Genomic DNA, 20253 nt, shown 5'->3' with positions numbered 1-20253 from the left:
CGGTCGACCCCGGCGGCCACGCGTGAGAGCATCGGCCGGGTGCGGAGACTGACGGTTCTGGGGACGTGCGGCGCCTGGCCCGAGGCCGGGCGGAGCGCCAGCGGCTTCCTGCTGGAGTACGACGGGTTCCGGCTGGTGCTGGATCTCGGCTACGGGACGTTCCCGCGGCTGTCGGAGCGCTGCGCCGACGGGCAGGTGGACGCCGTGGTGGTCACGCACGAGCACCCCGACCACTGCGCCGACCTCAGCGCCCTGTGCCGCGCACGCTACTTCGCGCCTGAGCGCGGCGCCCGCCTGCCGCTGTACTGCACGCCCGGGGTCGTCGCACGGGTCCAGGCGATGGAACCGACCGAGGACCTGTTCGACGTCTTCGACGTCCACCCGATCCCGTCCGACCACCGGGTGGGGCCGTTCCGGCTCGACACCGCGCTGCTGCCGCACCACGTCCCCCACGCGGGCGTGCGGGTGACGGCGCCGGGCCTGACCGTCGCCTACAGCGGCGACGCCGGCGCCGACCCGGTCCTCGCCCGGCTCGCCGCCGGCGCGGACCTGTTCATCGCCGGAGCCACGCTCCAGGGCACAGCCGCCGACCCCCGTCTGATGAACGCCGCGGACGCCGGGTCGTGGGCCGCCCGCGCCGGAGCCGAGCGCCTGCTGCTCACCCATTTCTGGCCCGGCAGCGATCGCACGCGCTCCACCGCCGAGGCCCGCAGCACCTTCGCGGGCGAGGTGATCGCCGCCGAGGAGGGCATGACGTTCACCTTCTGACGCCATCACCTTCTGACGCCGCCACCTTCTGACGCCATCACCTTCTGAGCTGTCACCGCCACCTTCTGGCACCTTCTCGCCCTCGTCCTGACGGGCACTTCCCCCGGCTCGGCGGTGCGTTCGTCCGGACGGATGATGCCCGACGGCGACGGGCCCCCCGCGGTGTCGGTGGCGCGGCCGACGCCGGCCACGGGTTAGGTTCGTGCCCGTGACCGGCAACGATGTGGTCCTGGCGTTGGTGGTTGCCACCGCGCTGGGCTTCGACTTCACCAACGGATTCCACGACACCGGCAACGCCATGGCCACCTCGATCGTCACGGGTGCTCTCCACCCACGCGTCGCGGTGGCCGTCTCCGCGGTGCTGAACCTGGCCGGCGCCTTCCTGTCGACCGCGGTCGCGGCGACCATCGCCAGCGGCCTGGTCGACACCGTCGACGTGACCCTCACCGTGGTCATGGCGGGCCTGACGGGCAGCATCCTGTGGAATCTGACCACCTGGTACGTCGGCATCCCCTCCAGTTCGTCACACGCCCTGATCGGCGGTGTGATCGGGGCGACGATGGCGGCGGCGGGCAGCTCGGCCGTCAAGTGGCAGGGGCTGGTCTCGAAGGTGATCGTGCCCGCCGCCCTGTCGCCGGTGATCGCCGGCACGATCTCCGCCGTGGGCACCTACCTCGTCTACCGACTCACCCGGGACGTGGCCGAGGGTCCCCGCGCGCACGGCTTCAGGACCGGCCAGGTCGGCTCGGCCTGCATGGTCTCGCTCGCCCACGGGACCAACGACGCGCAGAAGACCATGGGCGTCATCACGCTGGCACTGATCGCCAACGGCACCCTGCAGTCCGGTGCGAGCGCCCCGACCTGGGTGATCACCTCGTGCGCGGTCTCGATCGCCCTGGGCACCTACTTCGGCGGCTGGCGGGTCATCCGGGCCCTCGGCAAGGGGCTGGTGGAGATCGAGGCACCCCAGGGGATGGCCAGCGAGTCGGCGTCGGCCGCGGTGATCCTCACCTCCACCGACTTCGGCTACTCGCTCTCCACCACCCACGTGGCGACCGGGTCGATCCTCGGCGCGGGGGTGGGCAAGAAGGGCGCGGTGGTGCGCTGGCACATCGCCCACCGGATGGTGGCGGCCTGGGTGCTCACGCTGCCGGCCGCCGGGCTGGTCGGCGCCCTGACCTACTGGGTGGCGGACGCGATCGGCGGGACCGCGGGCGTAGTGGTGATCTTCATCGTCCTGGTGCTGGCCTCGATCGCCTTCTTCGCGGCCTCCCGCCACCCGGCCGTGACCCCGGAGAACGTCAATGCCGCGTGGACGGGTTCGCTCCACCCGGCGCCCCCGACGGACGAGGTGGCCCCGTGACCTCCTGGATCAACCTGGACGCGTTGTGGAGGATCCTCGTCGTGGGGATGCTCACCGGGGCCGGCCTGCCGGCGCTGTTCGCGGTCGGGCTACGCGCCCTCAATCCCCCGGCGGTGTCCGGCGAGCCGGCGACCCGCCGTCCGTCGCCCGGTCCGCTCGGCTACACCGTGGCCGGTCTGTGCTTCGCCGTGGTGCTGGCGGCGATCGGCTGGGGCATCTACGTCATCGTCAACCACAGCTGACACGCGCCGGCGGGGTGACGGGCGCCGGCGGCGGGCGGCAGGGCGGCCGGTAGCCGGCGGGCGGGCGCTGGCGGCAGTCGGCAGGCGGCAGGCGGCCGACGGCAGGCGCCCGGTGGCGGGCGGCCGTGAGGTCAGGAGCTCGTGAGGACGACGAGGCGCTGGGTGGCACGGGTCATCGCGACGTAGCGGTCGACCGCCCCCTCGACGCCCTCGCCGAACCGCTCCGGATCGACCAGGACGACCAGGTCGAACTCGAGGCCCTTCGCCAGCTCCGGGGTCAGTGACCGGACCCGGGGCGTCGCCCGGAAGGCCGGATCGCCGATGACGCAGGCGATCCCCTCGGTGTGCTCGGCGAGCCACCCTTCGAGGACGGCGTCCAGCTCCGCCACGGAGCCGTGGACCACCGGCACCCCGCTGCTGCGGACCGAGGTGGGCACGTTGGCGTCCGGGAGCACGGCCCGGATCACCGGCTCGGCCTCCGCCATGACCTCCTGCGGCGTCCGGTAGTTGATGCTCAACGAGGCGAGGCCGACCCGGTCCAGTCCGACCCGCTCCAGCCGCTCCTGCCACGACTCGGTGAAGCCGTGCCTGGCCTGGGCGCGGTCCCCGACGATGGTGAAGCTCCGGGACGGGCAGCGCTCGATGAGCATCTGCCACTCCGCGTCGGTCAGCTCCTGGGCCTCGTCCACGACGATGTGGGCGAACGGGCCGGCGAGCCGGTCCTGGTCGGCCCCGGGCAGCGCGCCCTCGTCGACCAGGCTGTCCTGGAGGTCCCGCCCGCGCAGCATCGTCACCGCGCCCTCGCCGTCGTCGTCGGCCGCGAGCAGGTCGTCGATGACGCGGGCCATCCGCGCGCGTTCGGCGGCGACGGCGGCGGTCTGCCGGCGCTTGCGCCGGGCGGTCTCCGGGTCGCCGAGGCGCCGTCGTGCCGCGTCCAGGAGCGGCAGGTCGGAGACCGTCCAGGCCTGGGCGTCGGGGCGCTGGAGGGCGCGGACCTCGTCGCGGCCGAGCCACGGGGCGCAGAGCCGCAGGTAGGCGGGGACCGTCCAGAGGTCTCCGACGAGCTCGGTGGCTTCGAGCATCGGCCAGGCCCGGTGGAGGGTGGTGACCAGTTCCTCGTTCTGCAGCAGCGACCTGCGGAACTGCTCCGGCGAGACGGTGTCGTCGTCGTTCTTCTCCATCAGGATCCCGACCAGCTCGTCCCAGATCTGCTCGCGCGCCTCGTTGTGCGGGGTTCCCGGCTCCGGCGCCTCGAACGCCTGTGCCCAGTCCTCGGCGCTCAGCCAGAGGTCGGACCAGTGGGTCTCCACAGCCATCCCCTCGGTGGGCGGCTCCTCGTAGATGCCGACGGCCTTCTCGATCGCGTGCACCAGGCCCGCGGAGGACTTCAGCCGGGCCACCTCCGGGTCGGTCTCGGTCGGCGCGCCGGCGCCCTCGGCGACGAGGTCGCGCACGGTGCAGGTCTGCACGCCCTCCTCGCCGAGGCTGGGCAGCACGTCGGCGACGTAGGCCAGGTAGGGCTGGTGCGGGCCGACGAACAGCACCCCGCCGCGCCGGTGGCCCAGGCGCGGATCGGAGTAGAGGAGGTGGGCGGTGCGGTGCAGGGCGACCACGGTCTTGCCGGTGCCGGGGCCGCCGTCGACGACGAGCGCGCCGCGGGACCCGGCGCGGATGACGGCGTCCTGGTCGGCCTGGATGGTGCCGAGGACGTCCCGCATCCGGGACGACCGGTTGGCGCCGAGGCTGGCGACGAAGGCGGACTGGTCGTCGAGCGCGGCGTGCCCCTCCAGTCCGTCCGCGGTGAACACCTCGTCCCAGTAGTCGCCGATCCGGCCGTGGGTCCAGCGGTAGCGGCGGCGGCTGGCCAGGCCCATCGGGTCGGCGTGGGTCGCGGCGAAGAACGGTTCGGCCGCGGGCGAGCGCCAGTCCACCAGCAGCCGGCGGCCGTCGCCGTCGGTGAGGCCGAGCCGGCCGATGTAGACGGGCTCGGCGCCGTCCGCGCCGACGATGCGCCCGAGGCACAGGTCGAGGCCGAAGCGGCGAAGCGTGCGCAGGCGGCCGGTCAGCCGGTGGATCTCCGCGTCCCGGTCCATCGCCTCCCGGCCGACCCCGCCGGGCGCCTTGCGCGCGGCGTCGAGGCGGTCGGACAGCTCGGCGACCGTCTGCTCCACGCTCGCCGCGACGGCGGCGAAGTGCCGTTCGTCGCCCGCGATCAGCGCCGGGTCGGCCTTGGCGGCGAGGTGGTCGGGGAGGTCGAACGCACTGGTCGTCAGTGAGGTCGGGGTCGGGGTCGGGGTCATCACGGCAGCTCCGTTCCGCGGTCGATCCGGCGAGCGTGGGGCGGCTTCGCGGATCTTCCAGTAGCGCTGTTCCAGGTCCAGGCCAGCGATTCTGCGCCGGGACGGGGGTCTTGCCGCAAGCCCCCCACTGCGCTATAAGTTGAGAGTGGCAAGGAGTGCGGACTCCTTGCCTTCGTCGTTCGTGGGCCGGGAACCCCGACGGCGTCGCTGGGTCCCCGGCCCGGAACGATGCCCCGGTCAGCCGATCGTGACACCGCGTTCCCGCGCCAACTCCTCCAGGCCGTACCGGCTCACGTGCTCGGCGTTGCCGAGGTCGATCGTCCGGACGCCCGCGGCGGCCAGCCGCTCGTTGACCTCGTCCAGGTGCTGCCGGACGACCTGCTTCTCCGCGTCGGTGGTGCGCCCCTTGTGCGGCTTGCCGGCGTGCTCCAGGCTGGCGTAGTTGGGCCGCTCCTTGGCGGCGGCCGGTGCGGCGCCCTGGGCGGGGAGCGTCCGGGTCACCCGCTTGGCCCCACGCAGGACCTCGGCCATCGGAGCGGCCGAGGCCAGCCGGTCGAACACCTCGGCCTCCAGGACGACCGTCTCCGGCTCGTCGCCGTCCGGGTGGTGCAGCTCGATCGTCACCAGGTCGAGCGCGTGCTCCTCCACCGCCGCGAGCTCGTCGGCCAGCGCCTCGATCTCGACCGGGCCGTCCGCCAGGTCGGGGTGCTCGCGGACCACGATCCGTACCAGGTCGGCCTCGTTCTCCGCGTGCTTCCCTGTCAGGTCCGAGAACCGGATGATCTTCTGACCCATGTCTTCTCCCTCGTCGATGGTGTGATCAGCCGAGAGCCTACTTCCGTCGTGGCGGTGGCCTCGCGGCCGTCCCGACCAGCCTCTGCGCTGCCCCGGTCGACGGCGGATCCCGGCCGATCGGGGCGCCGCGGTCCGAACGGGTGAAGGACGTCACGGCTTCGCCCCGTCCCCCTGTCGGGCCCCGGCATGTAGGTTCCTGCGTCCAAGAGGGAAGGACTCTCCTTCCCCCGTGTTCGCAGAACCGCCGTCAACGGCTCCTCCGACGAGAGAGGCACGAGTGATGTCTGCACAGGACGCCACCCACCACCCCCCGCGGCGCATCGGCGTGGTCGCCGAGTCGACCGCCGGGGAGACCCGGGTCGCCGCGACACCGGCCACGGTTCGCGGGCTGCTCGCGCTCGGCTACGAGGTCGTGGTCGAGTCCGGGGCCGGCGCGGCCTCCGGCTTCACCGACGACGCCTACACCGCGGTCGGCGCGCAGATCGCGGACGCGTGGAGCGCCGACATCGTGCTGAAGGTCAACGCGCCGTCCACCGCGGAGATCGACCGGCTGCGGGACGGCGCGACCGTGGTCGGCCTGCTCGCCCCGGCGCAGCGGCCCGAGCTGCTGAAGGCGCTGTCCTCGCGTCCGATCACGGCGCTCGCACTGGACGCGGTGCCCCGCATCTCGCGGGCGCAGTCGATGGACGTGCTCAGCTCCATGGCGAACATCGCCGGCTACCGGGCCGTGATCGAGGCGGCCCACGTGTTCGGGCGCTTCTTCACCGGTCAGGTGACGGCCGCGGGCAAGGTCCCCCCGGCGAAGGTCCTGGTGGCCGGCGCCGGTGTGGCCGGGCTCGCCGCCATCGGCGCCGCCTCCAGCCTGGGGGCGATCGTCCGGGCGACCGACCCGCGGCCGGAGGTCGCCGACCAGGTGAAGTCGCTGGGCGGCGAGTACCTCGCCGTGAACGCCGCCCAGGAGGTGAGCACCGACGGCTACGCCAAGGCGACGTCCGCCGACTACGACCGCGCCGCGGCCGAGCTCTACCACGAGCAGGCCAAGGACGTGGACATCGTCATCACCACCGCGCTGATCCCCGGCCGGCCCGCGCCGCGGCTGCTCACCGCCGCGGACGTGGCGGCGATGAAGCCCGGGAGCGTCGTCGTCGACATGGCGGCCGCCCAGGGCGGCAACGTCGAGGGCACCGTCGCGGGCCGCACGGTGGTCACCGGCAACGGCGTCACCATCATCGGCTACACCGATCTCGCCGCCCGGCTGCCCGCCCAGGCGTCGCAGCTGTTCGGCACCAACCTGGTCAACCTGCTCACCCTGCTGACGCCCGGCAAGGACGGGCAGCTGGTGATCGACTTCGAGGACGTGGTCCAGCGCGCCGTGACCGTCGTCCGCGCCGGGGAGATCACCTGGCCGCCGCCGCCCGTGGCGGTCTCGGCCGCGCCCGCCGCTGCCGCCGCGCAGCCCGCGGCCGCCCCGGCGGCTCCGGAGCCGAAGAAGCCCCGGCTCACCCCGGCGGCCCGGTTCGGCCTGATCGGCGTCGGCATGCTGGCGATGTTCCTCCTGGTCGCCTACGCCCCGACCCAGCTCGCGGAGAACTTCACGGTGTTCGCGCTGGCCGTGGTCATCGGCTACTACGTCATCGGGAAGGTCCACCACGCCCTGCACACGCCGCTGATGTCGGTGACCAACGCGATCTCCGGGATCGTGGTGGTCGGCGCCCTGTTGCAGATCGGGCACATGGGAGTGCTGGTCACCGTGCTGTCCTTCGTGGCGATCCTGCTGACGAGCGTGAACATCTTCGGCGGCTTCGCCGTCACCCGCCGCATGCTGTCCATGTTCTCGAAAGGCTGAGCCCCGATGACTTCCACGACGGCCGCCCACGCCGCGGACCTGGTAGCCGCACTGCTGTTCATCCTGAGTCTGGCCGGGCTGTCCCAGCACCGCACCTCGCGCGCCGGTGTCGGCTACGGCATCGCCGGCATGGCGCTCGCCCTGGTCGCCACCGTGATCGTCGCCTCGCGCAGCATCACCGCCGGCGCGGTCACCCTGATCGTCGTCGCGATGGCGCTGGGCGGCGCGATCGGCCTGTGGCGGGCCCGGCAGGTCGAGATGACGCAGATGCCGGAGCTGATCGCCGTGCTGCACAGCTTCGTCGGCCTCGCCGCGGTGCTGGTGGGCTGGAACAGCTACCTGGAGGTGGAGTCGCACGGCTCCGGCCAGACGGCCGTCGCCGCCGACCTGCTGGGCATCCACCACGCCGAGGTGTTCATCGGCATCTTCATCGGCGCGGTCACCTTCACCGGCTCCGTCGTCGCCTTCCTGAAGCTGTCCGCCCGGATCGCCTCGCGTCCGCTGGTGCTGCCCGGCAAGAACGTGCTGAACCTCGGCGCGCTCGCCGCGTTCGTCGCGCTGACGGTCTGGTTCACCGTCAGCCCGGGCCTCGGCCTGATGATCGCGGTGACGGTCCTGGCGCTGGCGCTGGGCTGGCACCTGGTCGCCTCCATCGGGGGCGGTGACATGCCCGTCGTCGTCTCCATGCTCAACAGCTACTCCGGCTGGGCCGCGGCGGCCGCCGGGTTCCTGCTCGACAACAACCTGCTCATCGTCACCGGCGCACTGGTCGGCTCCTCGGGTGCCTACCTGTCGTACATCATGTGCAAGGCGATGAACCGCTCCTTCCTCTCCGTGATCGCCGGCGGTTTCGGCATCGAGGCCCCCTCTGGCGGGGACGAGGAACAGGGCGAGCACCGCGAGATCCGCGCCGAGGAGGCGGCCCGGCAGCTCGCGCAGGCCCGGTCCGTCGTGATCACCCCCGGCTACGGCATGGCGGTGGCACAGGCGCAGCACCCGGTCGCGGAGCTCACCCGCAGGCTGCGCGAGCGCGGTGTGGAGGTCCGCTTCGGAGTCCACCCGGTCGCGGGCCGGCTGCCCGGTCACATGAACGTGCTGCTCGCCGAGGCGAAGGTGCCGTACGACATCGTCCTGGAGATGGACGAGATCAACGAGGACTTCGCCGAGACGTCCGTCGTCCTGGTCATCGGCGCCAACGACACGGTCAACCCGGCCGCCACCGACGACCCCTCCAGCCCGATCGCCGGCATGCCGGTCCTGCGGGTGTGGGAGGCGGAGCAGGTGATCGTGTTCAAGCGGTCCATGGCCTCCGGCTACGCCGGGGTGCAGAACCCGCTGTTCTTCCGGGAGAACAGCGGCATGCTCTTCGGCGACGCCAAGCAGAGCGTCGAGGAGATCCTCCGCGCCCTCGACGCGGTGGTCGGGGGCGGTGGAGGCGGCGGCGCGGCACCGGCCACCCGCCAGACCACCGCGGCCGGCCGGGCCACAGTGTAAGGGGCGCTCACCACCTCCGGTCTCCGCCCGTGCCGGTGCGCTCTCCCGTCCTGGTGCCCCCGGTGCCCCGGCCTCGCTCTCGGCCGTGGACCGGGGCGCCAGGGCTTTCCGGGCGGCCCGGCGCCACCACCGTCGCGGGCGGGCGACGGGGAGGGGAGCACGGGGTTCCAGCGCGTCCGGATCCGTGGAACACGGTACGTCGACGCCGGAGGCGGACCTGGGGCCTGAAGCCAGGGCCGGACGAGGGCCTCAGCCCGTACCCCGCTCCTGGCGTCAGCCTCCTCCGGTGAGGCAGAAGGGGTGCCCGGCCGGATCGAGGAACACCCGCCACCTGTCGCCACCCGGCTGGCACGCGGGCTTGACGGCGCCCAGCTCCAGCAGCAGCCGCTCGGCCTCGTCGAGATCGGCGACCGCGAAGTCGAGGTGCACCTGCTGCGGCGCGACCCGGTCCGGCCACTGCGGAGCCCGGTAGTCATCGACCCGTTGGAACCCGATGAAGAGTCCGTCCTCACGGGTGAGGCCGGCGAAGTCACCGTCGGACTTCGGGTGGGGCTCGAACCCGGTGGCCTCCCGGTAGAACGCGGCCAGCTCCACGGGATCGGCACAGTCGAGCGTGATCGCCGTGAGCCTCATCTTCAGGGGCATGACACCTCCGTGACAGCCGTCGCACGACGGACGTCGAACCCATGTGTGGCGTCACCGTAATGGTCGGCCCCATGCTTCGCGACCGGTTATTCGTCCGGCCGGTGCGACTCCACCGGGGTCGGGTCAGCCGGGGTCAGGTCCGCCGGGCTCGGGTCCGCCGGGGTCAGGTCCGCTGAAAGCCGTGGGAGCGGCCGATGGCGGTGAAGCCGCGGCGTTCGTACCAGCGGCGCGGCCAGTCGTCGGCGTCGGCGATCAGGAAGCGGGTGCCACAGCCGGCGGCGGCGGCTCGGCGGAGGGCGGTGGCGAGGACGGCGTCGGCGTGGCCGCGCCGCAGGTGGTCCCCGGCGGTCATCACGTCCTCGATCTGGGCGATGCCGAGGGTCGGTTCGAGATAGAGGTCTCCCCACGCGGCCACCTCGCCGTTCTCCGCCCGTGACCCGAGGACCTGTACGCGAGTGGCCCCCCGCCAACGCGTCCGGCGGCGGTCGACCAGCATGTCGATCACGTCGTCGCCGGCCTCGGGCAGGAGGGTGCGCCACCGTGTGGAGAGCGGGGCGCGGATCGCCTCCAGGTCCACGTCCTCGGCCGTGGGCCCGCTGCCGGCGGGCCGGTCGGCGGGGACCGGGCCGGTGTGCAGCATCACCAGGTAGGTGTGGTGCAGGAAGCCGGCCCGTTCGAAGGGAGCGACGCACGCCTCCCCGAATTCCCCGTCGAGCACGGAGACGAGACGGAAAGGCCGCTCCCCCATCACCTCGTCCACCAGGCCCGGCAGCGCATCCGGGTCCCCGCCGGCACGGTCGACGACCACCTGGTTGTGGGACCACGACTCGGCGAAGCGGTCGTCGAAGACGGCGAACCCACCGGGGATGTCGACCGTGTGTTCGGCCTGACGTCGGGCGAATCCGGCGAGGAAGCCGTTGATGCGCTGGAGCTCGTAGCCGGACATGGCAGCCACCCTAGGCTCCCGACCGGCCGCGCATCCGCCGATCCGAGCGAACGTCACGGAAAGTCGGCCGGACGCGTGCGATGGGTGAGGGCTGTGGTGCGGGCCACCCCGGGACGGGGGCACCACCCCCACGTCGTGCACGGGCCGGTGCAGGGGCGTCACCCGGCGTCGACGATGTGCGCGGCCTCACAACCCCATCCGTGTGGCGCGGGCCACTCCACAGCCGTGTTCGATCTTGAAAAATGGGACATTTGCCTTCAAAACATCACAATCCCTTGATCAATACCTCAGGTAACCACCCCCCGACCAGCCCAAACCTCACAATCCTTGAAACCCCCCACCCACCCCCGTAACTTCGAACCCGTTGCACCGAACGACACCGCCCACCAGGCCCCACCGGCCCACGGACGACCCCGGTGCCCCCACCACGCGAACCGCGCGCGTCCCCGCAACCACACCCCCCGACCGGGCCTGGTTCCGCGCGCCCGCACACCCCTTCCGAAAGGAAACCCCATGGCCTTCCGTAACGAGACCACCACCGCCACCACCGCCACCAAGCGCCGCAACCGCGTCCGCATGGCACTCATGGCCGGGGCCCTCACCGCCCTGCCGGTGGCCGGCCTCGTCACGGCCAACGCCGCCTCCGCCGCCCCCGCCTCCGTCTGGGACAAGGTCGCCCAGTGCGAAGCCACCGGCAACTGGGCCATCAACACCGGCAACGGCTTCTACGGCGGCCTCCAGTTCACCTCCAGCACCTGGGCCGCCTTCGGCGGCACCGCCTACGCCCCCCAGGCCCACCAGGCCACCAAGGCCCAGCAGATCGCCATCGGCGAGAAGGTCCTCGCCGCCCAGGGCCCCGGCGCCTGGCCCGTCTGCTCCGTCAAGGCCGGCCTCACCAAGTAACACCCCCAGCCCCCACCGGCACCCCCGACAACGCCGCTGCACCCCACCCGACCACCACACCGGGCCCGGGAGCAGCGGCGTCGCGGCGTTCACGGACACGCCGGACCCGGTCCGGGGCGGCACGGCTCGGCGCGGCGCGCAGCGGCGGTGTCGGCTCGGTGCCGCTGGATTCGTGCCGGCGCGGCATAGCGTGTCCGGGAGGTGCGCGCGGCCGGGGCGGGCTGCGCGCGGCTGCGGAGAGCGGGCCGGATCGGGTCCGGAGTCGAACGGAAGGCGCGAGCGCCCGTGGATGCCGTCCTGCACGCGCTGTCGATCAGCGGGTCCATGACCTGGGAGATCACCTGGGCGCTGATCCTCGGTTTCGCGCTGTCCGCCGTCGTCCAGGCGGTCGTGCACAGGGCCACCGTCGCCGGTCTGCTGGGGGACGACCGGCCCCGGACGCTCGTGGTCGCCGCCGGTCTGGGGGCAGCCTCCTCGTCGTGCTCCTACGCCGCGGTGGCGCTGGCCCGTTCGTTGTTCCGCAAGGGGGCCGACTTCACGGCGGCGATGGCCTTCGAGATCGCCTCCACCAACCTGGTCGTCGAGCTCGGCGTGATCCTGGCGCTGCTGATGGGCTGGCAGTTCACCGCGGCGGAGTTCGTGGGCGGGCCGATCATGATCGCGCTGCTGGCGGTCCTCTTCCGGCTGCTCCTGCACGACCGGCTGCTGCGGGAGGCCCGTACTCAGGCCGGGCGCGGCCTGGCCGGCTCGATGGAGGGCCACGCGGCGATGGACATGTCCGTACGACGCGAGGGCTCGTTCGCCCGGCGGCTCTTCTCCGGCGAGGGCTTCACCGCCACCTCGCACGTGTTCGTCATGGAGTGGGCGGCCATCCTGCGCGACCTGGTGCTGGGCCTGCTCATCGCCGGCGCGATCGCCGCCTGGGTGCCCGACGGCTTCTGGCAGGCCTTCTTCTTCGAGGGCCACCCCGTGGCGTCCAAGATCTGGGGCCCGCTCATCGGGCCGCTGGTGGCGATCGCCTCGTTCGTCTGCTCGATCGGCAACGTGCCGCTGGCCGTCGTCCTGTGGAAGGGCGGCATCAGCTTCGGCGGCGTCATCTCCTTCATCTTCGCCGACCTGCTGATCCTGCCCATCCTCAACATCTACCGGAAGTACTACGGCAGGAGGATGGCCCTGTTCCTGCTCGCGACCTTCTACCCGGCCATGGTCGTCGCCGGGTACGCCATCGAGCTCGGCTTCGGCGCGCTCGGGCTGATCCCCGACCGGGAGGACGCGACCATTCCGATGGAGGGCGTCTCCTGGAACTACACGACCTTCCTCAACATCGCCTTCCTGCTGCTGGCGGCCGTCCTGCTGGTGCGCTTCGTCCGGACCGGCGGTCTTCCCATGCTCCGGATGATGGGCGGCTCGCCGGACGCCGGCCACGACCACGCGGCCTGAGGCCGGCCGGCCCCTCGCCGGCCGGCCTCCTGCCGGAACCGCATCAGCGGAGTTCGAAATGCTCCACCGCGCGCCGGGCGACCTCGTCCGGTTCGAGGTGGGTGTTGTCGATCAGCAGGTGTACCCCGGGGAGGTGGGCGAAGTCGTCGACCGAGTTCAGCCGCATCGTCCCGTCCATGCCGACCAGGTTGGCGTCGGACCACTCCAGGTCACGCTTGGAGGCCTTCTCCGCCAGCCGGGACTCGCCGGCGTTGCGCTCACGCCGGACGCTCTGGTCCGCGGTGAGCTCCAGGAACAGCACCCGGGCGCCCCGCGCGCGGAACGGGGCCGCGTAGTGGTCGACGAGTGCGGCGTCGGCCGGGTCGTCGAAGTCCCAGACGAAGGTGAACACCAGGCCGGCCAGGTCGCTCGCGGCGGCCTCGGCGAGGATCTGCTCGCGGAAGTCGTGGTTGAGGCGCTGGAACTGCGGCGACTCGTACGGGAACAGCCTCAGCAAGGGCTCGATGGTGAGGTGGTTGTGGAAGAGCTTGAAGCCGGTGCGCTCGGCGATGGCGCCGCCCACGGTCATCTTGCCGACCGCCGCCGGGCCGATGACGAAGAGCAGGGTCGGGGGTGTGCTGTCGGACATCGCGCCAGCATAGGGCCGGCGAGACGCCGCAGAGGGAGCCCCTCGGCCCCCGGAGGCCTCCCGGTCCGTCAGAGGACGGGCAGCAGCGTGGGGTCCGCCATGATCCGGCGGACGGTGGTCTGCGCCGCGCCCAGCACGGGTCCGCGTCGGCCCAGGACGGACGGACGCAGCGCCTCCGGTGCCCACGGGCGGACGGTGACCCGGTCGGCCAGCTCGGCCCGGACGGACGGCAGCAGCCACTCGGCCAGTTCGGCGTAGGTGCCGCCGAGGACGAGGGCGTCCGGGTCGATGAGGTCGACGGCGGAGGTGAGGGCGAGGCCCAGGGCGCGGCCCGCGCGGTCCAGCGCCGCCAGGGTCGGCGCGTGACCGGCGGCGGCCCGTTCCGCGAGCAGGGCGGCCGGGTCGTCGGCCTCCGCGGCACCGGGCACGGCCGGGCCGTGCTGCGCGAGACCGGCCTCGCGCAGCACGGCCGCCTGTCCCGCGTACTGCTCCAGGCAGCCGCGCGCGCCGCAGGCGCAGGGCAGGCCGGCCGGGTGGACGGGGACGTGGCCCAGTTCGCCGGCGAAACCGCGGGCGCCGCGGAACAGCCGCCCGTCGATGACCAGCGCGGCACCGATCCCGGCGTCCACGGAGACGTGCACGAAGGTCGCCGCGGCCCGCTCGGCGTTCCAGTACTCGGCCAGAGCCCCGAGGTTGGCCTCGTTCTCCGGCTCGGGCACGGTGCCCGGGTCGGGCCAGTGCGCGGCGACGTCCAGGGCGCACCAGCCGAGGTTGGGCGCGCGCTCGACCCGCCCGGCCGGTCCGTTCGGCACCACACCGGGCACCGCCAGGACCCGGCCCTCGACGTGCAGCCCGAGGGCGCGGGCCTCGGTCTCCGCCTCGGCGGCCAGCTCGGCGACCTCCGCCAGCACCTGCGCGGGTGGCCGGCCGGAGTTCGTGCGTTCCACCCGGCGCCACACCCGGGGTTCTCCGCGCAGGTCGGCGACGCACGCGCCGAGGTGCGAGACGCCGACCTCGAGCCCGAGGCCGGCCGGGCCCTGGTCGCTCACCGCGAGGGCGCGTCCGGGGCGGCCGACCCGTCCGTCGGGTGCGGTCTCCGCCTCGGTGAGCGCACCCCGCCCGATCAGCTCGTCGACCAGTGACGAGACGGCCGCCCTGGTCAGGCCGACGCGTCCGGCGACGTCGGCGCGCGACAGCGGGCGGGCGGGCGGTGCGTTGCCGGCGACCGCGCCGAGGACCACCGAGAGGTTCCGCCGCCGCATGTCCTGTTGCGACGCGGGACCGCTCCCCTGGCCGTTCCTCGCGCTGCCGACCGCCTTCACGCCCCGCCCCTCCTACCGGTCCTCGGCCGGGGCTCCCTGCAAGGCGCCGGCCCGACGCAGGGTATCGCCGATCCGTTCGAGGGCGACGTCGTCCCGTGCCACGGGCTCCAGCAGCGGGCCCTCGGCGGTGCGCCACCGGCGAGCCACCGCGTCGGCGGGCTCCCCGGTCAGCAACGCGGCGGCCTGGGCGGCCGCGCCGAGCGCGACCAGCTCCCGGGCCTCGGGCACCCGGACGGCCTGGCCCGAGAGCCGCAGCACGGTCTGTTGCCAGGCCCGTCCGCGGGCGCCGCCGCCGATGAGCAGCAGCGGCTCGTCACCGGCCCCGTCCCCGCCGCCCGCGCGCAGCACGTCGGCGAGGGCGGTGAGCAGGGCGTGGGCGGCGCCGTCGTAGGCGGCCTGGAGCAGCTGGCCCGGGGTGGTCTCGTGGCGCAGCCCGTGGACCAGGCCGGAGGCACCCGGGAGGTCCGGTGTGCGCTCACCGTCCAGATAGGGCAGCACCACGGCGGTGCCGCCGTCCTCGACCTCCTCACGCCCGCGTCCGAGCAGGGTGGCGAAGCGGTCGACGGCCAGGGTGCAGTTGAGCGTGCAGGCGAGCGGCAGCCAGCCGCCGAGGGCGTCGGCGAAGCCCGCGACCGTCCCGCTCGGGTCCACCGGGCGTTCCCGGCCGACGGTGTAGACCGTCCCGGAGGTGCCGAGGCTGAGCACCGGCTGTCCGGGCCGCAGGCCCAGCCCGAGGGCGGCGGCCATGTTGTCGCCGGTCCCGGTGGCCACCGGGGTCCCCGCGCGCAGCACCGTCCCCGGGCGGACCAGGCCGGCCCGCGCGCCGGGCGCGAGGACCCGCGGCAGCAGGGCGGGGTCGAGCCCGATGCGGTCGAGGAGGTCCTTGTCGTAGCCGCCCGGCCCCCACCACCCCGTTCCGGACGCGTCACCGCGGTCGGTCACCGCCTCGCCGGTCAGCCGCTCGGTCAGGAAGTCGTGCGGGAGGCGCACGGCGGCGACGCGGTCGGCCGCGGCGGGCTCGTGGGCGCGCAGCCAGGCCCACTTGGGGGCGGTGAAGGCGGCGGTCGGCAGGCTTCCGGAGCGCCGGACGAGCTCCGCGGGCCCGATCGCCGTGCGCAGTTCGGCCGCCTGGGGGGCGGAGCGGACGTCGTTCCACAGCAGGGCGGGGCGCACCGGCGCTCCGGCCGCGTCCAGGGTGACCAGGCCGTGCTGCTGGCCGGCGATCGAGACGGCGGCGGCGCGCTCGGCCCAACCCGTCCCGGCGGCGGCCTCCTCGAGGGCCCGCCACCACTGCTCGGGATCGCTCTCCCGGCCGGCGCCCTCGCTCACCTGGTGCGGGGCGCGGCCCTCGCCCAGCACGGCGCCCGTGTCGATGTCGACGGCGAGGGCCTTGGTGGACTGGGTCGAGCTGTCGACGCCGATCACGACACGCTGCTCAGCCATGCGTTCCTCCGTTGGGGGTTCCTTCCCGGGTTCGGGCATACTAATTTGTTGAGAGCCCTGACAAACACCCCTCCGCACTGTTCCGGAGCCGCTCCATGTCCAGCGACCCGCTCGTCCCCACCCCGGCGCACAAGTTCACCTTCGGCCTGTGGACCGTCGGCTGGCAGGGGCGCGACCCCTTCGGTGACGCCACCCGCCCCGCCCTCGACCCGGTCGAGACCGTCCAGCGCCTGGCCGGACTCGGCGCCCACGGCGTCACCTTCCACGACGACGACCTGATCCCCTTCGGCGCGGGCGACGCCACCCGCGAGGAGGCCGTCAAGCGTTTCCGCGCCGCCCTGGACGCCGCCGGGCTGAAGGTCCCGATGGCCACCACCAACCTCTTCACCCACCCGCTCTTCAAGGACGGCGCCTTCACCGCCAACGACCGCGACGTCCGGCGCTACGCACTGCGCAAGACCATCCGCAACATCGACCTGGCCGCCGAACTCGGCGCCTCGGTCTACGTCGCCTGGGGTGGGCGCGAGGGGGCGGAGTCCGGCGCGGCCAAGGACGTACGCACCGCGCTCGACCGGCTCAAGGAGGCCTTCGACCTGCTCGGCGAGTACGTCGAACAGCAGGGCTACGACCTGCGCTTCGCGATCGAGCCCAAGCCCAACGAGCCGCGCGGCGACATCCTGCTCCCCACCGTCGGCCACGCCCTGGCGTTCATCAACGAGCTGGAGCGCCCCGAGCGGGTCGGCCTCAACCCGGAGGTCGGTCACGAGCAGATGGCCGGACTCAACTTCCCGCACGGCATCGCCCAGGCGCTGTGGCACGGCAAGCTGTTCCACATCGACCTCAACGGCCAGTCCGGCATCAAGTACGACCAGGACCTGCGCTTCGGCGCGGGCGACCTGCGGCAGGCGTTCTGGCTGGTCGACCTGCTGGAAACGGCCGGCTACGACGGCCCGCGACACTTCGACTTCAAGCCGCCGCGCACCGAGGACGTCGACGGCGTCTGGGCCTCGGCGGCGGGTTGCATGCGCAACTACCTGCTGCTGGCCGAGCGGTCCCGCGCCTTCCGGGCCGACCCGGAGGTGCAGGCCGCACTCGCCGCCTCCCGGCTGCCCGAACTGGCCCTGCCCACGGCCGGGGACGGCCTGGCAGGGCTGCTGGCGGACCGCACCGCCTTCGAGGAGTTCGACGTCGAGGCCGCCGCCCGGCGCGGCATGGCCTTCGAGCAGCTGGACCAGCTGGCGCTCGAACACCTCCTCGGCGCCCGCTGAGCGGACCGCCGACCGGGCCGGGTCGTGCATTGGCGCCACCCGGCCCCAATACGTGCCGGTCGCTCCACCGCCGCCTTCACGAGACACCGCAGTTCCTCCCCGGCCCGGCTGCCGGGCCGGCCGCGGCGTTCCGAGGCGCACCCCATGCACTCAAGCTCCGCGCCCTACGCAGCAACGGCGACTTCAACGCCTGGGTTCCGTCCGGGCGATCATGTACGGAGCAGATGACGAGCGCGGCTGCGGTGACGGTACCGAGGTAGACGTAGCCGCGCTCGTCGGAGCACGTCGCGACCGCTCTGGCGCGCGCGACCGGCCCCGCTGAGCAGCCGGGGGTCGGGCGCGCGCCCGACGCCGGAGGCAGGACGGGTTCGACTTCCGATACCGCTTGTGGCCAGCGCGCGCTCCGAGGAGGCCGGCGGCGCTCTTTCCCCGCCCCACGCCACGTGTCATCATCTCTTCGACTCAACCGGGGGGCCGATGAGCAGCATTCCGTCAGGCGAGGGCGCTCACGAGAGCGGCAGTGTTCCACCGCCTCCCGCGCATCCGCCGCGGCCCCCGGCGGCGTCGAGCGGGCGGTGGAGTGAGTTCGCCGCCGTCGTGACGGCTCTGACCGGCGTGGCCGGACTGGCGATCGGGTTCCTCGGCCTGCCTGCGGTGGTGCACTCCCCCACCGCCTCCAGCGCGGTGGCCACCGAGACCATACCGGGCCCGACGGTGACGGTCACGCGGACGGTGACCGCCCCCGCACTGCCGGACACCCCGTCCGGGAACGGGCCGGCCGGCACCGGGCCGACGCCGCAGAGGCCCGCCGCGACGGATCAGTCCCTCATGGTCCTCGCCCCGATCACCTGCTACTGCGACCTCTCCCGGGCGAAGGTCGCGATAGCGGGGAAGACGTACCAGAACTCGCTGGTCACCGGGGACCAGTACTGCAAGTACGGCGGGAGCATCGAGTTCAACCTCAGCAAGGAGTGGTCGAAGCTCACCACCACCGTGGGAGTCGAGGACAGGTCGGAGGGCCGGAGCGGAAGCGTCACCATCTACGGTGACGACCGCGAACTCATCCGCCAGAACCTCACGTTGGGCGAGAGCGTACCGATCTCCGTGGACCTCACGGGCGTGCTCAGGCTCCGCATCGCCTACACGTCCGACGGGTCCTGCGGACAGGCGCTGATCGCCGTGGGCGACCCGGTCCTGACCCGTGTCGGCTCGACCCCCTAGATGATTGATGCCAAGGGCTCGCTGGCGCGCATGACATGAAGCGAGGGAGTCCAAAGATCGGTTGTGACGCCTGATCTGGACTCCCTCGCCACCGCACTGTACGTGAGAACCGACGATCTGCTGAAGGAATCGCCGCATCTGGCGCCGTGGCGGCCCGAGATCGGTATCGAGCCCAAGCTCAGCGACGCCGAGCTGGTCACGCTTGCGGTGATGCAAGCCCTGCTCGGCCACGTCTCCGAGCGCCGCTGGATCCGCTACGCCCGCTCCCACCTGCGGCACCTGTTCCCGTACCTGCCCGGACAGTCCGGCTACAACCGGCGCCTGCGCAAGGCCGCCGACCTGATCGCCCGGGTCAACCGGCTGCTGGCCACCGACACCAGCCTGTGGACCGACAACGTCTGGGTGGTCGACTCCACCCCGATCGAGTGCGGCCGCTCCCGCGAGACGGTCAAGCGCTCCGACCTGGCCGGATGGGCCGAGTACGGATACTGCGCCAGTCATTCGCGGTTCTTCTGGGCCTGCGGCTGCACCTGGTGTGCACCCTGCACGGCCTGCCCGTTGCGTTCGCGTTGACCGGCGCCAAGGCCGACGAGCGCACCACCCTGCTGGACATCCTGGACACCGAGACCGACCTGGTGGCCGCCCGCCCCGGACAGACTCTGATCGGGGACAGGAACTACTACGGTGCCGCATTCGAGCGTGAGCTCGCCGAGCTGGAGATCCGGCTCCTGCGGCCGGCCCGCAAGGGCGAGACCCAACGGGCCGGATCGCAGCTGTTCAAGCCGTTGCGGCAGATCATCGAGTCCGTCAATGACACGTTCAAGGGCCAGCTCGATCTCGAACGACCCAGGGCCGCACACCCGGCGGCGTCATGGTCCGCGTCCTCCAGCGGATCCTCGCGCTGACCACCGCGATCTGGCACAACGACCAGACGGGACAGCCCGTCATGCGCTCCCTCACCGCGTATGACCACTGAACCCCTTGGCATCAGTCATCTAGGACTCTCCCGCCCGAGCATGTGACCATCGCCGGCCTTGCTCTTCGTCTGCGTCGGCACCGCCACCGCAGTGGCCCTGTCATCCGGCTCCCCACGTGACCGACCGGACGAGTCCTAGTGGACCTGACACGAGAAGCAGGAGTTCGCCCGCAACCACCAGACCCGCTACCGCGACCAGCTCAGACTCGCCGCCTAACGACAGCCGATCGGACCTGGCACCCTACACAGTGGACGTGCTCAGCCTCGTGCGGGTCTCCTGGACCAGTGCCCGAGCCCGGGCCACCGTCGCACTCAGTGCCTCAGGCGTCTCTCCCGGGCACCCCAGCATGACGCGGACGCGCGCACCGAAGTCCGGCGGTGCCGTCGGCAGCGTCTCGGCGACAGCCAGGGCGCCCTTCTCATTCAGGCACCAGCGCCTGTCCGCGGCGTACAACGCCTGCACCAGCACGCCGACCGCTCGCGACAGACACAGGGACACGTAGAGGACGTCGCCCCGGGCAGCGCCCTTCGCCGCGGCATCGACCAGGAACTCCGCCTCCCAGGCTCCCGCCGTCAGTGCTTCCCGCAGCTGCTCCGGATACGTCGCCGTCCGCCGCCGAAGCTCGGTCAGCTCTCCACCGGGGTCGGCCAGT

At 72.8% G+C, this 20253-nt stretch carries 17 protein-coding genes and 1 pseudogene; 10 read left to right on the top strand and 8 right to left on the bottom strand.

The features are described from left to right. The first annotated feature begins 39 nt into the window (after positions 1 to 39). The 3 genes from MCM47_RS36965 (at position 40) to MCM47_RS36955 (ending at position 2373) form a co-directional block, all read left to right on the top strand. Positions 40 to 768: an MBL fold metallo-hydrolase gene (locus MCM47_RS36965; RefSeq protein ID WP_238951396.1), complete on the top strand. Its 729-nt coding sequence runs from the start codon at positions 40 to 42 to the stop codon at positions 766 to 768. Positions 769 to 976: 208 nt separating this feature from the next. After that, positions 977 to 2131, top strand: a complete 1155-nt coding sequence (locus MCM47_RS36960) for an inorganic phosphate transporter (RefSeq protein WP_238951395.1) — start codon at positions 977 to 979, stop codon at positions 2129 to 2131. Continuing rightward, a complete protein-coding gene (locus MCM47_RS36955; RefSeq protein WP_238951394.1) occupies positions 2128 to 2373 on the top strand; it encodes a hypothetical protein in 246 nt (81 codons plus the stop codon). Before MCM47_RS36960 ends, MCM47_RS36955 begins: the two co-directional genes overlap by 4 nt. A gap of 131 nt (positions 2374 to 2504) precedes the next feature. Here the strand turns inward: MCM47_RS36955 and helR are convergent, their stop codons facing one another. Together helR and MCM47_RS36945 are read right to left on the bottom strand one after the other, a co-directional pair. Continuing rightward, positions 2505 to 4673 carry an RNA polymerase recycling motor ATPase HelR gene (gene helR, locus MCM47_RS36950; RefSeq protein ID WP_238951393.1) on the bottom strand — a complete coding sequence of 723 codons (2169 nt, stop codon included), beginning with the start codon at positions 4671 to 4673 and terminating at the stop codon, positions 2505 to 2507. A gap of 237 nt (positions 4674 to 4910) precedes the next feature. After that, positions 4911 to 5468 carry a hypothetical protein gene (locus MCM47_RS36945; RefSeq protein ID WP_238951392.1) on the bottom strand — a complete coding sequence of 186 codons (558 nt, stop codon included), beginning with the start codon at positions 5466 to 5468 and terminating at the stop codon, positions 4911 to 4913. Positions 5469 to 5748: 280 nt separating this feature from the next. On the opposite strand from MCM47_RS36945, the gene MCM47_RS36940 reads away from it, so the two are divergent. Beyond that, positions 5749 to 7314, top strand: a complete 1566-nt coding sequence (locus MCM47_RS36940; protein WP_238951391.1) for a Re/Si-specific NAD(P)(+) transhydrogenase subunit alpha — start codon at positions 5749 to 5751, stop codon at positions 7312 to 7314. Between the two features lie 6 nt (positions 7315 to 7320). Beyond that, complete coding sequence (gene pntB, locus MCM47_RS36935; RefSeq protein WP_238951390.1) at positions 7321 to 8808, top strand: Re/Si-specific NAD(P)(+) transhydrogenase subunit beta; 1488 nt, start codon at positions 7321 to 7323, stop codon at positions 8806 to 8808. A gap of 273 nt (positions 8809 to 9081) precedes the next feature. Here pntB and MCM47_RS36930 read toward each other — a convergent pair whose 3' ends face one another. Both MCM47_RS36930 and MCM47_RS36925 read right to left on the bottom strand, forming a co-directional pair. Further along, positions 9082 to 9453, bottom strand: a complete 372-nt coding sequence (locus MCM47_RS36930; protein ID WP_238951389.1) for a VOC family protein — start codon at positions 9451 to 9453, stop codon at positions 9082 to 9084. Between the two features lie 163 nt (positions 9454 to 9616). Next, a complete protein-coding gene (locus MCM47_RS36925; protein WP_238951388.1) occupies positions 9617 to 10399 on the bottom strand; it encodes a GNAT family N-acetyltransferase in 783 nt (260 codons plus the stop codon). A 513-nt stretch (positions 10400 to 10912) separates the two neighbouring features. Here MCM47_RS36925 and MCM47_RS36920 point away from each other — a divergent pair. Beyond that, on the top strand, positions 10913 to 11302 hold the full coding sequence (locus MCM47_RS36920) for a transglycosylase family protein (protein ID WP_305068072.1): 390 nt from the start codon (positions 10913 to 10915) through the stop codon (positions 11300 to 11302). Positions 11303 to 11587: 285 nt separating this feature from the next. Further along, positions 11588 to 12742: a permease gene (locus MCM47_RS36915; RefSeq protein ID WP_238951387.1), complete on the top strand. Its 1155-nt coding sequence runs from the start codon at positions 11588 to 11590 to the stop codon at positions 12740 to 12742. A 43-nt stretch (positions 12743 to 12785) separates the two neighbouring features. Here MCM47_RS36915 and MCM47_RS36910 read toward each other — a convergent pair whose 3' ends face one another. From MCM47_RS36910 to xylB, 3 genes are all read right to left on the bottom strand, one after another. Then, on the bottom strand, positions 12786 to 13370 hold the full coding sequence (locus tag MCM47_RS36910; RefSeq protein WP_238951386.1) for an AAA family ATPase: 585 nt from the start codon (positions 13368 to 13370) through the stop codon (positions 12786 to 12788). A gap of 68 nt (positions 13371 to 13438) precedes the next feature. Continuing rightward, positions 13439 to 14632, bottom strand: coding sequence for an ROK family transcriptional regulator (locus MCM47_RS36905; RefSeq protein ID WP_238951385.1), 1194 nt, complete (start codon positions 14630 to 14632; stop codon positions 13439 to 13441). Positions 14633 to 14704: 72 nt separating this feature from the next. Beyond that, positions 14705 to 16135 (bottom strand): xylulokinase, encoded by a 1431-nt coding sequence (gene xylB, locus MCM47_RS36900; protein ID WP_238951384.1) that lies wholly within the window; start codon positions 16133 to 16135, stop codon positions 14705 to 14707. A 95-nt stretch (positions 16136 to 16230) separates the two neighbouring features. Here xylB and xylA point away from each other — a divergent pair, with 95 nt between their 5' ends. The 3 genes and pseudogenes from xylA (at position 16231) to MCM47_RS36885 (ending at position 19600) form a co-directional block, all read left to right on the top strand. After that, positions 16231 to 17403, top strand: a complete 1173-nt coding sequence (xylA, locus tag MCM47_RS36895) for a xylose isomerase (RefSeq protein ID WP_238951383.1) — start codon at positions 16231 to 16233, stop codon at positions 17401 to 17403. A 597-nt stretch (positions 17404 to 18000) separates the two neighbouring features. Further along, complete coding sequence (locus tag MCM47_RS36890) at positions 18001 to 18624, top strand: NPCBM/NEW2 domain-containing protein (RefSeq protein WP_238951382.1); 624 nt, start codon at positions 18001 to 18003, stop codon at positions 18622 to 18624. 63 nt (positions 18625 to 18687) lie between these two features. After that, a pseudogene (locus MCM47_RS36885) lies at positions 18688 to 19600 on the top strand (IS982 family transposase). Between the two features lie 241 nt (positions 19601 to 19841). Here MCM47_RS36885 and MCM47_RS36880 read toward each other — a convergent pair. Continuing rightward, positions 19842 to 20253, bottom strand: a 412-nt coding sequence (locus MCM47_RS36880) for a DUF4037 domain-containing protein (protein ID WP_238951381.1), incomplete at its 5' end; no start/stop codon positions are given.

The sequence above is a fragment of the Kitasatospora sp. A2-31 genome (genome assembly GCF_022288725.1).
Classification (GTDB): Bacteria; Actinomycetota; Actinomycetes; order Streptomycetales; family Streptomycetaceae; genus Kitasatospora.
The sequence above is the reverse complement of the archived record's forward strand: the minus strand, read 5'-3'. Positions and strand labels throughout refer to the sequence as shown.

Excerpts from the sequence above, each read along its gene's own strand:
- xylB (WP_238951384.1), bottom strand. The coding sequence starts at position 16,135 with ATGGCTGAGCAGCGTGTCGTGATCGGCGTCGACAGCTCGACCCAGTCC.
- helR (WP_238951393.1), bottom strand. The coding sequence starts at position 4,673 with ATGACCCCGACCCCGACCCCGACCTCACTGACGACCAGTGCGTTCGAC.
- xylA (WP_238951383.1), top strand. The coding sequence starts at position 16,231 with ATGTCCAGCGACCCGCTCGTCCCCACCCCGGCGCACAAGTTCACCTTC.
- MCM47_RS36905 (WP_238951385.1), bottom strand. The coding sequence starts at position 14,632 with ATGCGGCGGCGGAACCTCTCGGTGGTCCTCGGCGCGGTCGCCGGCAAC.
- MCM47_RS36930 (WP_238951389.1), bottom strand. The coding sequence starts at position 9,453 with ATGCCCCTGAAGATGAGGCTCACGGCGATCACGCTCGACTGTGCCGAT.
- MCM47_RS36945 (WP_238951392.1), bottom strand. The coding sequence starts at position 5,468 with ATGGGTCAGAAGATCATCCGGTTCTCGGACCTGACAGGGAAGCACGCG.
- pntB (WP_238951390.1), top strand. The coding sequence starts at position 7,321 with ATGACTTCCACGACGGCCGCCCACGCCGCGGACCTGGTAGCCGCACTG.
- MCM47_RS36920 (WP_305068072.1), top strand. The coding sequence starts at position 10,913 with ATGGCCTTCCGTAACGAGACCACCACCGCCACCACCGCCACCAAGCGC.
- MCM47_RS36940 (WP_238951391.1), top strand. The coding sequence starts at position 5,749 with ATGTCTGCACAGGACGCCACCCACCACCCCCCGCGGCGCATCGGCGTG.
- MCM47_RS36910 (WP_238951386.1), bottom strand. The coding sequence starts at position 13,370 with ATGTCCGACAGCACACCCCCGACCCTGCTCTTCGTCATCGGCCCGGCG.
- MCM47_RS36925 (WP_238951388.1), bottom strand. The coding sequence starts at position 10,399 with ATGTCCGGCTACGAGCTCCAGCGCATCAACGGCTTCCTCGCCGGATTC.